The sequence below is a fragment of the bacterium genome (assembly GCA_023150945.1).
Lineage (GTDB): Bacteria > Zhuqueibacterota > Zhuqueibacteria > Zhuqueibacterales > Zhuqueibacteraceae > Coneutiohabitans.
This window is the reverse complement of the sequence record JAKLJX010000002.1, coordinates 145,710-159,562: the sequence shown is the minus strand read 5'-3', so window position 1 is coordinate 159,562 and position 13,853 is coordinate 145,710. Positions and strand designations below refer to the sequence as shown.

The following is a 13,853-nucleotide window of genomic DNA, read 5'->3' as shown; positions in this document are numbered from 1 at the left end:
CCAATCGTGATTTCGTTGCACACCATAACGCATCTGCCATCGAGGTGATTTACCATGACACGTTTCTTCTTTTTTCTTTTCGCCCTGCTGATGATTTTGGCAGCGACGTGGGCAGCGCCGGCGAGCTACGCTCGGCAAGTGCAGGTGGAAGCGGGCATTCATTGCCCCTTCTGCGGCGTTTCGAATCAGCCCACGGCCAGATTCTGCAGTGCCTGCGGCTCGAGCCTGCCCCAGGCCGGCGCGCCGGTCGCAACGACTGCAGGTGAACCGGCAGCGGAGCAGACTTTGGCCGCGCTTGCGCCGGCCAGCGCCGAATCTGACCGCGAGGCCGAAGCGCTGAATTTTTACAAAGCCGGCTTTAATTTTCTCGACCAAGGCGCCTACGAACTGGCAGCCACTTCCTTCCGTCGCGTCGTCACCTTGTATCCGGCTTCGGCGCATGCGCGCGAAAGCGAGCTGCTTGCCCGCGCCTGTGATGAGTTGGCGATGGCCAGGTCCAAATCTCCGCGGCCGGCCACGAAGTCCGGCGGCTCAGCGGCCGCGGCCTTTGGCGGCGCCTTCATCGGCGGCGCGCTCGGCACGCTCGGCGGCATCATGTTGCTGTTCTTGATGGCCGGCGGCAGTTGAAACGCCTTCTCGCAAAGCACGCAGATGAGGACGAGATGTCCATCCGCAGAGGGCGCAGAGCACGCAGGTGAGGACGCAATGTGCCTCCGCCGATGGCGCAGAGTACGCAGATGAGGACTTGAGGTGAAATTGCGGGTAGTGCAGAAGCATGCAAGTGAAGATTCATATGCGATCCTCTGTGCCTTCTGCTGATGGAAACAAATTCGTTGCCGTCCGGAATCCCAGCCGGTTTATCGCAGCGATCCGACAACGGTTTGGCCGTTGAATTCGAACCCTCGGAGTTTTCACGGTGACCGAGGTCTCTGAAACCCCGGCCCAGCCGCGAGTGGAACATCTGAGGACGGACTTTGATTCACGTAACGTCCCCTTGCCAACGTGATCCACCACAACCGCGCCGGCCATCTCATGCCGCGGCGGTCTTTCATGTTGTGATTGACTCCGGCGCGTGCTATCATATCCCGCAGCCGGAATTGGCACTCATCTCACGGTTTCATACCGCAGAGTTGTCGTGAGATTGGCAGCGTGCCAGGTTGAATGAAAACGCTGAGCATTCAGCAGAGGTGACAAAATGAAGCGACAGCTTTTGCGAGTGAGCAGCGCCCTGCTTCTGCTTGCGGCAGTAGTGAGTGCGCAGGAAAGCGGCTGGCGGCCTCAGCCGCTGCACGCTGCACTGGGCGAGGTGATCGATGCGAAGGAAAACAGCCGCTATCGGATTTTTGGCGAGATCCCTGGATTCACCGCGGCGCGCTATTATCACCACAGCAACGATTGGCATCAGCTTCACCTGCTGCGCAATGATGCCGGCCGCGGCCGGCACCTCATCCTGCGCCTCACCAGTACCGAGATCAACCAGATGCGCGCGGGCCTGGCGCAGCGGTTCCAGGCACTGGCCGCCGGCGACACCATTCCTGCCCGGCCGCTGTATGCGATTGTGGAAGCGCGGTGGCGTGCGCGCGCCGGCTTCAGCAAAATCACCCTGCGCGACGGCACGGTGATCAACGGCGAATTGTTGCGGGCGCAGGCGGACACGCTGCTGGTGCAAACGCCGGGCGGCTTGCAGATCAGCGTTCCCGATTTGCAGATCGCGGGTATCAGCGAATTGCTCGGCGTCATTCATGCCGGCGCGTTTCAGCGCACGGATCCCAACAACATGCGATTGCTGCTGGCACCCACGGGCCGCAGCCTGCCGGCGGGGCAGGGATATTTTGCGGATTATTATCTCTTCTTTCCAACTCTGGCTTATGGTGTGACGGATTTTCTTTCCATCAGTGGTGGCATATCGATTTTGCCCGGCGCGCCCTCGCAGCTTGGCTATGCGGGCCTCAAGCTCACGTGGCCGGTGTCATCGCAGGTGGGACTGGCCACCGGCGTGTCACATCTCATGATTCCGGAGGATGTCGAAGATGCCACGCTGGCTTACGCCGTCGCGACTTACGGCAGCAAGCGCAGCGCGGTCACGCTGGGCGCCGGCCAACCCTTCACCACCGACGACACCGGCAAGCCGGTTTTGTTGGTCGGCGCAGAAGCCCAAATCTCGAACAGCATCAAGTTGCTGACGGAGAACTGGATTTTCACCGGCACGGATGAGCCGCAGGTGCTGTTTTCCGGCGGCGTGCGTTTCTTTGGAGAAAGGCTGGCCGTGGATTTGGCGTTGTTCAGTTCGGAAGAGTTTTTTGAAGAGGACAGCGGATTCCCCTTCGTGCCGTGGGTGGATTTTTCGGTGTTTTTTGGGAGGTGAGGAGGGCGTTGCGGGGCAAGATTGTGGTGATCGCCCGCAAACGGCGAGGTGCTTGCACGTTTTCGGTCCAATCGGGAAGGTGATTTTGGGTCCTGTCATCCAGAAAGGAACCTGTGAAGCTCTCGGCGCCGGTTCCAAATCTTCACAAGTTCCTTGCTGGATGACATCAGTGGCGGGCATGTCTCGCAGGCTAACGCTGCATCCCTTTCTCTGCATTTCCTCACTGCTCAGGTTTTCGCTTCTCTCCCCTTGAACCCCGCCAGCGGCCCGATCGTTTTGCGCAACAGAATCTCGGCATGCCCGGCCACCACGTAGTCTTTCAGCTCGCCGATCACTTCATAGCCCAGCCGGCGATAGAGTTTCTGCGCGCCGGCATTGAACGATGACACGCACATGAAGACGTTGGGCGCATCCCGGAAAATCCGCGCTTCGGCGAAACCGATCAACTGGCTGCCGAGGCCCTGGCCGCGCCACGCCGGCATCACGCACACCGTTTGAATGTAGCCGCGGAACGCGCCCTGCATGTTGATGATGATGAATCCCGCCAACTCTTCTGCCGCCACCGCAACGTAAACTTCCTTGCTGGCATCACTGAGAACGGCGACGGACTCTTCGTAGCTGCGGCCCAAAGTCAACCACGGCTCGGAGGTCGACATCGTGTGGGCGCAGGCATGAATTTCTGCGTCGCCCTGCAAGGGGCGGAGGGTGATCATTCCCGGCTCCCTTCGAATTCTTGTTCGAAGCGATGGCAGGTTTCGCGCAGGCTGTCTTCGGCATTCAGGCCCAGCCCGCGGCCGAGCGCCACCAGGCGGAACAGCAGATCGCCATAAAGCTCCGTCAACGGCCGGTGGTCGCGTTGCGGTCGCTCTTCCTCTCCCGCGGCGGCCGCGCGAAAAGCTTGCCAGTTGATTTCAACCTCGACCGCACTCGCGGCGGCGGCGCGTGCCTTTTGCTGCAGCCGGGCAGCGCGCTGTAGCGCCGGCAGGGCGTGCGGCACGCCGTCGAGCGCCGATTTTTTTCCTTCCTGCTGCTTGATTTTCTCCCACAGGTGCGTCAGCTCGGCGGCGGAATTCACTTTGGCCTCGCCGAACACGTGCGGGTGCCGGCGAATCATCTTGGCGCTGATCGCTTCGATCACCGCGCCGATGTCGAAGCGGCCCGATTCCGCGGCAATCTGCGCATGATAGATCACCTGCAGCAGCAGATCGCCCAGCTCATGGCGCAGTTCCTCCTCATCGCCCGCGTCGAGTGCATGCAGAACTTCATACGTTTCTTCGAGCAGGTACGGCCGCAACGAGGCGTGGGTCTGCTCGCGATCCCACGGACAACCCTGCGGGCCGCGCAACTGCGCCATGATCTCGACCAATCCCGTGAGTTTTTCACTGCCGTGCATGTTCTCTCCGGTTTGTGGTTTTGCTGCGCCGATCGGCTGCAAGAGCTGCAACTTTTTCGCCGGCATTATTGCGCCCGGCGCGTTGGCTGCGGCGCGCCGCGGTGGCGAGGTTTCAAATTCTCGCAGAAGCCGCAGGGCAACAGCGCTGCAGGAGATAAGCAGATTCGAGGAGATTGTAAAGACATTTTGCGCGCTGCCTGCCGGGACCGCCGCGCGACCGGGCAAACGCCGGGAGCTTGTCCTTGACTTTCAAACGAAAAATCGGTAAATAGCGGCCACTGAATTCAATCCTGATGAGAGCGCATGCCCGACTTGCACTTCCCCCCGCTACGTGATTGGCTGATCTTCGCCTTCTTTTTGCTTGCGCTGTTCGGTTTGATCGCTTTCGCCAATTGGATGCAACGGGCGCATGCGGTATCGGCGGAACGCACGCGCAAATTGGTGCATGTGCTCAGCGGGGTTGCCGTTCTCATTTCTCCTTTCCTCTTTGCGACGCCCATTCTCTTGTTGGTGATGGCGGCGTTGTTTGTGCTCTTGAATGCGCTGGCGCTGCGGACCGGCCGCTTTGCGGGCATTCACGCCACCGGGCGCAAAACCTACGGCACCGTCTTCTATCCACTCTCTTTCTTTCTGTTGATCTTGCTGTTTTGGCAGCGCGAGGTCACTGCCCTGTGGGTGGGAATGAGTCTGCTCGGCATCGCGGATTTCTGCGCGGCGCTCGCCGGCGAGGCTGCGGCCAAACCGATCATGCTGCCCCTCAACAGCGACCGCAAGAGCTTGCAGGGTTCGGTGACGATGTTCTTCAGTTCTCTGTTGCTGGTGTGGGCCGGCTTCGCGTGGATCGCACCGCTGCTCGGCCCGGCGCCGGAGTTGGCGCGCGCACTGCTCGCTGCCGTGGGCATCAGCCTGCTGGCCACGGCCGCGGAGGCCCTGTCCTGGCGCGGTTCGGATAATCTCACGGTGCCGCTGCTGGGTGCGGTGATGGCCTACTTCTATCTGCACGCGCCCTGGACTGCGATTGTGCAATTCTTCACCGGCGAGATTCTAGCGCTGGCGGTGGCGGCCGTCTCCTACCGTGTGCGCTTTTTGGATCTCAGCGGCGCCCTTGCCACGTTCGTGCTCGGCGCGGTGGTGTTCGGCTGGGGAGGGTGGGCCTTCAGTCTGCCGCTGTTGGCGTTTTTCGTGTTGTCCAGCCTGCTTTCGCGCTTCGGTGCCCGGCGCAAGCGCGCGGCCAGCCGTGCTTTTCAAAAAGGTCATCGCCGCGATTTCGGCCAGGTGGTGGCCAACGGCGGCGTGCCCGGCCTGCTGGTGGTTCTGTGGTATCTTGATCCGCAACCGCTGTGGTACTCGCTGTTTCTGGGCGCGGTCGCCGCAGTCACCGCGGATACCTGGGCCACTGAGATCGGCCTGCTCTCGCGCCGGCCGCCGCGCTTGATTACCACGCTGCAAACCGTAGCCGCCGGCACTTCGGGCGCGATTTCTGGACTGGGACTGTTCGGCGCCGGCCTCGGTGCTTTCACCATTGCCATGCTCGGCGCCGCGCTGCAGTTCGGCGAGCCGGGGCAGCGCTTTGGTTTCTCCGGCATTGCTTTCATTACGCTGGCGGGCGTGCTGGCGCATCTTTTCGACAGCCTGCTGGGCGCAACGATTCAAGCGCAGCGCATCTGCCCCACCTGCGGCAAAATCAGCGAGAAGCGGGGCGAATGCTGCGGTGCCGAACGCCAGCCGCATTCGGGCTGGCATTGGGTGGATAATGACGTGGTCAACGGCGTCTGCGCGCTGTGCGGCGTGTTGGCGGTGTTGTTGGCCACGCCGGTGTTGCAGTAACTGAAGAGCGATCATTGCGCCTCCCGCGGTGGAGGTGTATTTTTCTCGTTCCATCTTGAAGCTCGGCAGCTTCGTCTGGCAGTGTCAACTTCCGAGAATCACTGCAAAGTCGCGGAACTGGCAGAGTGCGATCGCGCAGAATTCTCGACCGCTGCCGCGTTTCAGTGGTGCCTGTGACAGAGTCAGGCCAGAATGCTGTTGCTGAATTAGAACCCCAGCGAACGCGATGAACATGACCTCCCACTTTTTCGCCAAACCCGCCGGCCGCCGCAGCAAGCTGTGGCACAAAGCCTCCTGGCTGCTCTGCGGCATCTTGCTTTACCTCGCCTACACCTATTTCGGCGGCAGCTCCGGGCTGATTCAACTCTGGCGGCTGAAACAGCGCCACAACTCTCTGCAGCAGGACCTCACCACGCTGCAGGCCACGCAGGACAGCCTCAAACAGGTGATTCATCTCCTGCAGCATGACACCACCTACATCGAGAAAATCGCGCGCGAACGCTTTCAGATGGGCAAACCGGGAGAGACCATCTACACCATCGTGAAACAGCCGGCGGCCAAGGAGGACAAGAAGCAGCCATGACCGCCTCGTTGCTGCCCTCGCCCGAGCACAAGTTTGCCGCCCGCTTGCGGGGCTATTTTCTCACCGGCCTGCTGGTGTTGGTGCCGATCAGCCTGACCGTCTACATCATTTTCGAGCTGTTCAAGGCGATCGACGGCATTCTCAAAGATGAAATCTTCGTCATCCTGCGCCAGACGTTCGGCGTGACGTTCACCTTCCCCGGGGTGGGAATGATCGCGCTGCTGCTGTTGATTTTGGGTACCGGCATGGCGGCGCGCAGCTACTTCGGCAACAAGCTGGTGGAATTCGGCAATCGCGCCGTCACCCGCATTCCCATCATCCGCCGCATCTACGGCACGGTGCAACAGCTCAGCCAGGCGCTCTTCGGCGAGCAGCACCAGTCTTTCAAAAAGACCGTGTTGGTGCCCTACCCAAACCCCAATACCTGGCGGCTGGGCTTCTACATTCGCGAAATTCGCGGGGAAATTCAGGAGGCACTGCAGCGCGAGATTGTGTGCGTGTTCATTCCCAATCCTCCCAACCCCACCGGCGGCTTCTTGATGTTTTATCCCAAAAGCGAAGTCATCGAGTTGGAAATGCCGGTGGAAGATGCCATCCACATGTTGATTTCCTACGGCACGGTGGCGCCCAAGGCCCGGACTTCCAAGCACATGATGCTGACGCGCGATCACCTGGAATCCCTGACGCCCAAGCCGGAGTGAGTTGGCACCTGCCCGGCGCATGCGGCCAAGCCGATCGCCGCGCGGCGGCATTTTCCAGGGGCAGGCTCGGGCAACTGGAAAGCGCGGCACGCCAGCCGAGATTTGCAGCCGATCAACTTGCAAGAAGGGAATTCTCCCTGGCAGGCGACAATTGTGATGCGGCCTCTAAAACGTGTCTGTCCAGCAATGAAGCAACCGCCCGGGCGCTTGCCCCTGCAGCGTGCACCAGCCGGATTGAAATTGTTCCAGTACATGAAGAAGCGCCCGGGCGGGGGCGTTTTCGAACGGACACTAAACAATACCTTTGTCCGCACTGTGCTGCTGGCCGGCGGCCTGTCCTGGTGCGGCACTGGATATGGCCAGGATCTGCCGGGCCCGGAAACGCCCACGCAGCCGGATTCCGCCACCGCGCAATTTTCACGCTTGGCGCCCACGTCCGCACGGCCGCTCACCAGTCTGACCCAGTTCGGGCACGATATCGAAATCTACACCTGGCAGACGCAGCTCAACTTTCAGAAGACGCTGGCCTCCCGCTGGCAACTCGAGCTCTTTGAAAATTTCAATTCAACTCTGCAACAGCAGGCGCGCGGGGACATTTGGAAGGATGATCAATTCGCCGGCGTGCGGCTGTCGCGGCCGCTGCTGCCGGTTTGGCGGCTGGAGACTGAGGCCAGTTCGCGCGTCTTCCGCGATGATTTCACCAATCGCGCCGCCACTTCCCGCAACAATGACTTCAGCCTGCACCGCCTGACGGTGCGCAACGAGTTGACGCTGGCGCAACGCTTGCGCCTCACCCCCGGAGTGGGCTATCGCTGGGAAGATTTGCTCAACCGCCGCGAATATGGCCCGCATGTCGAAGCCAGGATTGCACTGGCGCCGGTTTCCTGGAATGACTACGTGCATCAATTCGAGGCTGCCGGCCAGCGCGATGACACGCCCGACCGCCGTAACGATGATTTGAATCTCACCTACGGCGTGTCGCGCCAGTTCGAAGGCCAAACCTCCGATTCTCTGTTCGTGCGCTTCAGCCACTTGCGCCGCGACAACTATTTCGCCGACACCACGCTGCAGGTCGACGGCCTCGATCGCAACCGCCGCAGCCTGGAAAATCGCCTGCTGTACCGTTTTGCCGGCGGCCTGCTGCAATTGCGCACCGAGCTAAGCGAAACCAACCTCACCGGCACGCGGCGCTGGGTGGAGCCGGTGGCGCTGGCCGGCCGCATCAATGGCCGCTTTCAAGAGCGCAATTTTGAATCCTTCCATCAAGGCTTGCTGTTGTGGCAGCGTGACGGCCTGGCGAACGAACTTACCTTTGCCTACGAATCGCGCAATCGCACGTTCGAGATTCCCGATTCGCTGCGCGCCAGTCCGTTTCTGCGGCGCTTTCCGCGCGAGGGCTTCGATGCGGATGATTGGGATTTGGCGCTTGGCCACCGGCTGCAGTGGCGGATCAGCAGCCGCGACTCGCTGCGCTGGTATGGCCGCGCCACCCGCCACGCGCACAACACCGCCAATCTCGAAAATCCGGATGATTATGACCGCGTGCAATTTCAGGCGAATGTGCTGTACGAGCGCCGCTTTCATCCCGGTTTGCGGCTGCGTTGGGAGGCGCGCAGCTATCTCGAGCATCAGGTTTATCTCAAGCGCAATCTTTCGGCGGACAATCGCTGGATTCGCATTCTGCAACTGCTGCCGCAGCTCGTGATCGCGCCGGTCGAGGGCGTGACGCTGCATCAGGGCTTTGGCGTGCGCGCGACGTACATCGACTACGACTTTCCGGAGACCGTGGCGCGGCGCCGCAGCCTGGTGTTCCGCGATTTTGTGATTGCCGATTCGCTCACCGCCGCCCTCACTCGCGCCACGCAACTCGGGCTGCAATACAAATTCACCCTGGAAGAGCGCGGCACACTGGACTGGGAGCGCTGGCTGCAAAGTCCGCAAACGAGCTTGCATCGGCACTTTGCCTTGCTTACTTTCCGGCACGAGCTGGCGCCGGGCTTTTCCTGCACGCCGAGCGCGAGCTACTATCGCGAAGACGCCTGGACATTCCGGCGACGCAGCCAGGGCAGCGGCTATCAACAACAGTTCAGCTACGCCCAGATCATCGTCACGCCGGGCGTGGTGATCAGTTACTGGCGGCCACCGCATACGCTTGTGCTGCTCACCGCCCGCCGGCAAATCAGCCGCCGCCTGCGCGCCAACCAGCCGCCGGCGCCGGATCAGCACATCGACACGCTCAGCCTGACGCTGCAATGGGCCTTGTGAGGCGCGGTGCGAGCGGATCGTGAAACCAGTGGCACGCGATTCATCAACCAAATCACCAGGCCAGGAATGGCCGTTTGCCATCGCCAGGGAGGATGCCTGCTTCACGGCGGCCACGGCGCCGCCGGCCCGATCATGTGATGCCGAGAAGTCGACCATCCCGGGAAACAGTGCAGCACAGCCGTTTGCCTTGAACCTCAATCTGGATAGCAAACATGGCGCACGGAAAGAACACCACCTACAACCTGGTGGCCACGAGTGATCAACCGGATTTGATTCATGAGATCGAGCGGCTTGCCGAAAAGGCCTCGCGGCTCGCCGGCTTTACCGAGGAGGAGCGTGACAGCCTGGCGATTGCAGTGACTGAAATCGGCAACAACGCCATCAATCATGGCAACAAGCGCGATCCCCGGAAGAAGGTGTTCGTGGACATCACTGCCAGCGCCGGCGAGGTGCGGGTGGTGATTCGTGATGAAGGCCCGGGCTTCAATCCCGATCACTTGAGCAACCCGCTCGATCCCGAAAACCTGCTGCGCGAAAGCGGCCGCGGCGTGTTCATCGTGCGCTCGCTGATGGACGAAGTCCATTTCGATTTCACCCGCGGCGGCACGGAAACCACCATGATCAAACGCAAAAAGCAATGACGCCCGGCTGGGAATGCGCGCATGAATCTCTCCTTTTTCGCCCAGCTCATCTATCTGGTGTGCGGCGCGGTCTTGTTCCTGCTGGGATTTCTCATCTTTCGCGAAGACAGCACGCGGCGGCTCAATCGCATCACCGCCATCATGCTGTTTCTTGCCGGCCTAGGGCCGATCCTGGGCGCTTTCGGCTTGCTGCTGCAGCAAGCCGGCTCGCCGGCCGAGGTTGATTTCACCTTTCTCAATCGCCTGTACAATCTGTGGGAGTTCTTCTTTCCCCAGCTCGTGCTGTTCAGCCTGGTGTTTCCGGTCGAGCATCACGTGCTCAAGGCGCATCCGCGGCTGCCGGTGCTGTTGTTCGTGCCACATGCGTTTCATTTGCTGCTTTCGTTTGCGCTGCCCGATCCCTCCCGATTGCCGGCCCTGCGCCAACTGCTGGGCTTGACCCAGAACTGGCCGGCGCTGCTGCAGCCGCTCAAAATTCTGCTGCAGGCCATGCTCAGCCTGCTGGAGTTGGCGGCGGCGCATCACGAAACGCATTTCGCCGCGCTCAACATTCTCTACGTACTGGCCGCGGTCGCCTTCATGCAGCACAGCTACCAGCGCCTGAAAAACCCGCGCGTGCGCGCGCAGACCCGCTGGGTGATGTGGGGCATCCTGGCCAGCCTGGCGCTCTATGCCACCGCGTTTTTGCTGCCCAAGATCTTTCCGTTTCAGGTGGAGCGCGAGCTGACTTATGTGCTGACGATCGCCTGCCTGCTCATCGGAGCCGGCACGCTGGCCTGGGCCATTATTCGCTATCAATTTCTCGACGTCCGCTTCATCATCCGCCGCAGCTTCGTCTATTCCGCCACCTCCGGCTTGCTGGTCGGCGCCTATTTGCTGATCTACAATAAAGCCAAGAGCGCGGTGAATTCGGTGCTGGGGCTGAACCTGCCGCTCGTCGAAGTCATTTTCTTGTTGATTGCGGTCATCGCGTTTCAACCGCTGCTCAGTTTGATCGAGAGTTTGGTGGAGCGCTGGTTTCTCAGCGCCGCGCCCGATTATCAGAATTTCCTGCAACGCCTCAGCCGCGAGATGCTGAGCGTGATGAACCTCAAACAATTGCAGGAGAAGGTCACGCACTCGCTGCGCCAGGCGCTGGGCGCGGAAAGCGTGTATCTTTTTTTGGAAGACGAACAGCAGGCCGCCTTCACCACCGTGGTTGCCGCCAACGGCCGGCCCGACGAAACCCGCAGCGATGTCATTCACACCGAGGTGCGCTTCCGCCGCGACGGCCAGTTCGTGCCGCTGCTGGCGCGCATGGAATCGCCGGTCTATTCCGAAGACGTGCAGCCGCAGGTGACCGACGCGCGCGAGCGGGAGGCACTCGGCCGGCTGCGGCCCAAGCTGCTGCTGCCGCTCTCGCGTCACGGCGAGCTGGTCGGCATTCTCTCGGTCGGCGCGAAGCAGTCGCAGCAGCCGTTTTCGTATGAAGACATGACGCTGCTCACCCTGCTCTCCAACCAGGCCACCATCGCCATCGAGAACGCCCGGCTGTATCAGGAGAAACTGGCGAAGCAGCGCATCGATGAAGAACTGAACGTGGCGCGCGAGATTCAGCGCATGCTGCTGCCGCGCCAGTTGCCGGATTCCCCGCACTTCGACATTTCCGCGATCAACCTGCCCTCGCTCGAAGTCGGCGGCGATTTGTATGATTTCGTCGAGCTGCCCGCCGGCGCCATGGGCGTGGCGATCGGGGACGTGGCGGGCAAGGGCGTGCCCGGCGCGATTCTGATGTCGAACCTGCTGGCGGTGTTTCGCGCCACGGCCGGCCGCAGCTTTCATCCCGGGGAAGTGGTGGAGAATCTGAATGCCCAGATCACGCGCGCCACCACGCCCGAGAAATATGCCACCTTTTGCTATGCCGTGCTTTCGCCGGCGGAGAATCGTCTGGCCTACACCAATGCCGGGCACAACTATCCCGTGCTGGTGCGGCGCGACGGCCTGTTGGTGGAATTCTGCCTGTCGGACTTGATCGTCGGCGTGTGCGAAGATGCCGACTATCACGAGCACATTATTGGGCTCGAGGCGGGCGACGCCATCGTGTTCTACACCGATGGTGTCAGCGAAGCGGTGAATCAAAACCTGCAGGAGTTCGGCAAGGATCGCCTGTTTGAAGTGATCAAGGCCGGCCGCCATGACTCCGCCGAGGGCTTGCGCAATCGTATCTACGAGGCGGTGCTGCAATTCACCGGCGACATGCCGCAGGCTGATGATTTGACCTTGGTGGTGGTGCGGATGAAATGAGGTTCGTAGTAGCCCCTTCAGGGGCCGAGCCTTGCGCGACGAGTACGCATCACAGTATTTGAGAACCTCCTGGAGAATTTGCTCATGATGGATTCCTCTCACGTGGACGCCAAAAGGCGTTACGACGAACGTTTTTTGTAGTAGCCCCTTCAGTGGCCAAACCTTGCGCAAGGAGTACGCATGACAGAGCTTGTGAGCATCTTTGAGAATCAAACCTGAATGTCCACATTACGCGTGGACGCCTAAAGGCGTAACTACGAACGTTACTACACAACGTTACTACAAACGTCATCACCAAAGCATGAAGTCCACAACCACAACGCGTTTTGACTACACCGCCAAATTTGCCAACTTCGCCGGCAAAACGCTTTTTGAACAATTGCCACCGCGCCAGCAGGAGTTCCTGCAAAGGCTCGCGTTCGAGCAGCGCTTCACGTTCCAGGAATTCCGCCAGGTGGTGGAGGCCTGCCGTGACTTGAGCATGTGGGGCGAAGGCGATTTCGCAACCTGGTGGCAGAAGCGGGCTGCTGAATCCAGCGGCCGCAACGGTCAGCTCAAAAAACACTTGCTGCCGGCGCTTCAGGCCGAGCTGGCGGCGCTGCGGCAGGCGCCCAAAACTTATCCGCTCATTCCGCTGACGCGGCCCAAGCAGCGCGAGAAAAGCCTGATCACGGTGAAGGATTCCGACAAAACCATTTTCGGCATGTGTCCGGTGGCCTCGGAGAAAACCGTGTGCTGCAACCTGCACACGATCGACGCCGTGGAAAACTGCATCTTTGGTTGTTCCTATTGTTCGATTCAGACTTTCTACAGCGACGAAATCGTGTTCGACGAGCGCTTTGCGGAAAAGCTCGCCGCGCTGGAGCTGGAGCCGGGCCGCTTTTATCACATCGGCACCGGCCAGTCTTCGGATTCACTGGCCTGGGGCAATCGCCACGGCATTCTCGATGCCCTGTGCCGCTTCGCCGCGGATCATCCCAGCATTCTGCTGGAGCTCAAAACCAAGTCCGACAACATTCGCTATTTTCTCGAAACGGAAGCTCCCACCAACCTCGTGATCAGTTGGTCGCTGAACACGCCGACCATCATTGCCAACGAGGAACATTTCACGGCGAGTTTGGAAAAACGGCTGGCAGCGGCGCGGCAGGTGGCGGAGCGCGGCATGGGCGTGGCGTTTCATTTTCACCCGATGGTGTATTACGACCAATGGCAGCAAGATTACCCCGCGATTGCGGCGGAGCTGCTGCAGCGTTTTGACCCGGCAGAAGTCCGCTTCATCTCCTTCGGCTCGGTGACGCTGATCAAGCCAGTGCTGCAGAAAATGCGCGTGCTGGGCCATGCCACCAAAATTTCGCAAATGGAAATGGTGCCGGACCCGCACGGCAAGCTGACTTATCCGGATGAACTCAAAGTGGCGATGTTCCAGCGGATGTATCAGGTGTTTGCGCCCTGGCATGATCAGGTGTTTTTTTATCTGTGTATGGAAAAGGCGGGGATTTGGGAGCAGAGCTTTGGTTATGTTTATCCGGATAACGAAACGTTTGAGGCGGAGTTTGGCCGAAGGACGATGCGTTTGTAGTCGCCCCTTCGTTCGTAGTAGCCCCTTCAGGGGCCGTGCCTTGCGTCACGTGTACAACCGCCAGTGATGTGCAATTCTCCAAAGTCACAGTTTGAGAAGACACCCTGGCGTTGCGCGCCTTTAGGCGCCACTACGAACGGCGCCTAAAGGTGCTACTACAAGCTTGCTTTTCTCCCATTCTCTCTTAAATTTCAACCCGAGAAATCAAGATCATCA

At 60.4% G+C, this 13,853-nt stretch carries 11 protein-coding genes; 9 read left to right on the top strand and 2 right to left on the bottom strand.

Annotated features, from left to right (window positions below):
• Positions 1–54: 54 nt before the first annotated feature.
• Complete coding sequence (locus tag L6R21_03960) at positions 55–627, top strand: zinc ribbon domain-containing protein (GenBank protein MCK6558332.1); 573 nt, start codon at positions 55–57, stop codon at positions 625–627.
• A gap of 568 nt (positions 628–1,195) precedes the next feature.
• A complete protein-coding gene (locus L6R21_03955) occupies positions 1,196–2,365 on the top strand; it encodes a hypothetical protein (GenBank protein ID MCK6558331.1) in 1,170 nt (389 codons plus the stop codon).
• 227 nt (positions 2,366–2,592) lie between these two features.
• On the opposite strand, the gene L6R21_03950 is transcribed toward L6R21_03955, so the two are convergent.
• Complete coding sequence (locus L6R21_03950; protein MCK6558330.1) at positions 2,593–3,078, bottom strand: GNAT family N-acetyltransferase; 486 nt, start codon at positions 3,076–3,078, stop codon at positions 2,593–2,595.
• Positions 3,075–3,824 carry a nucleoside triphosphate pyrophosphohydrolase gene (gene mazG / locus L6R21_03945; GenBank protein MCK6558329.1) on the bottom strand — a complete coding sequence of 250 codons (750 nt, stop codon included), beginning with the start codon at positions 3,822–3,824 and terminating at the stop codon, positions 3,075–3,077. The genes L6R21_03950 and mazG overlap by 4 nt, the downstream gene beginning before the upstream one ends.
• A gap of 237 nt (positions 3,825–4,061) precedes the next feature.
• Here mazG and L6R21_03940 point away from each other — a divergent pair, with 237 nt between their 5' ends.
• From L6R21_03940 to L6R21_03910, 7 genes are all read left to right on the top strand, one after another.
• A complete protein-coding gene (locus L6R21_03940) occupies positions 4,062–5,585 on the top strand; it encodes a DUF92 domain-containing protein (GenBank protein ID MCK6558328.1) in 1,524 nt (507 codons plus the stop codon).
• A 232-nt stretch (positions 5,586–5,817) separates the two neighbouring features.
• The gene (locus L6R21_03935) at positions 5,818–6,168 is read left to right on the top strand and encodes a septum formation initiator family protein (protein MCK6558327.1); all 351 of its coding nucleotides are present in this window, start codon (positions 5,818–5,820) and stop codon (positions 6,166–6,168) included.
• Positions 6,165–6,869 (top strand): DUF502 domain-containing protein, encoded by a 705-nt coding sequence (locus L6R21_03930; protein ID MCK6558326.1) that lies wholly within the window; start codon positions 6,165–6,167, stop codon positions 6,867–6,869. Before L6R21_03935 ends, L6R21_03930 begins: the two co-directional genes overlap by 4 nt.
• Positions 6,870–7,121: 252 nt before the next feature.
• Positions 7,122–9,134: a hypothetical protein gene (locus L6R21_03925; GenBank protein ID MCK6558325.1), complete on the top strand. Its 2,013-nt coding sequence runs from the start codon at positions 7,122–7,124 to the stop codon at positions 9,132–9,134.
• A 212-nt stretch (positions 9,135–9,346) separates the two neighbouring features.
• Positions 9,347–9,775, top strand: a complete 429-nt coding sequence (locus L6R21_03920) for an ATP-binding protein (GenBank protein MCK6558324.1) — start codon at positions 9,347–9,349, stop codon at positions 9,773–9,775.
• Positions 9,776–9,796: 21 nt separating this feature from the next.
• Positions 9,797–12,058 (top strand): SpoIIE family protein phosphatase, encoded by a 2,262-nt coding sequence (locus L6R21_03915; GenBank protein MCK6558323.1) that lies wholly within the window; start codon positions 9,797–9,799, stop codon positions 12,056–12,058.
• A 301-nt stretch (positions 12,059–12,359) separates the two neighbouring features.
• On the top strand, positions 12,360–13,637 hold the full coding sequence (locus tag L6R21_03910; GenBank protein MCK6558322.1) for a DNA photolyase: 1,278 nt from the start codon (positions 12,360–12,362) through the stop codon (positions 13,635–13,637).
• The last annotated feature ends 216 nt before the right edge of the window (positions 13,638–13,853 follow it).

Coding starts and splice junctions, on each gene's coding strand:
- L6R21_03935 (MCK6558327.1), top strand. CDS start 5,818: ATGACCTCCCACTTTTTCGCCAAACCCGCCGGCCGCCGCAGCAAGCTG.
- L6R21_03915 (MCK6558323.1), top strand. CDS start 9,797: ATGAATCTCTCCTTTTTCGCCCAGCTCATCTATCTGGTGTGCGGCGCG.
- L6R21_03950 (MCK6558330.1), bottom strand. CDS start 3,078: ATGATCACCCTCCGCCCCTTGCAGGGCGACGCAGAAATTCATGCCTGC.
- L6R21_03960 (MCK6558332.1), top strand. CDS start 55: ATGACACGTTTCTTCTTTTTTCTTTTCGCCCTGCTGATGATTTTGGCA.
- L6R21_03955 (MCK6558331.1), top strand. CDS start 1,196: ATGAAGCGACAGCTTTTGCGAGTGAGCAGCGCCCTGCTTCTGCTTGCG.
- L6R21_03940 (MCK6558328.1), top strand. CDS start 4,062: ATGCCCGACTTGCACTTCCCCCCGCTACGTGATTGGCTGATCTTCGCC.
- L6R21_03930 (MCK6558326.1), top strand. CDS start 6,165: ATGACCGCCTCGTTGCTGCCCTCGCCCGAGCACAAGTTTGCCGCCCGC.
- mazG (MCK6558329.1), bottom strand. CDS start 3,824: ATGCCGGCGAAAAAGTTGCAGCTCTTGCAGCCGATCGGCGCAGCAAAA.
- L6R21_03910 (MCK6558322.1), top strand. CDS start 12,360: ATGAAGTCCACAACCACAACGCGTTTTGACTACACCGCCAAATTTGCC.
- L6R21_03925 (MCK6558325.1), top strand. CDS start 7,122: ATGAAGAAGCGCCCGGGCGGGGGCGTTTTCGAACGGACACTAAACAAT.
- L6R21_03920 (MCK6558324.1), top strand. CDS start 9,347: ATGGCGCACGGAAAGAACACCACCTACAACCTGGTGGCCACGAGTGAT.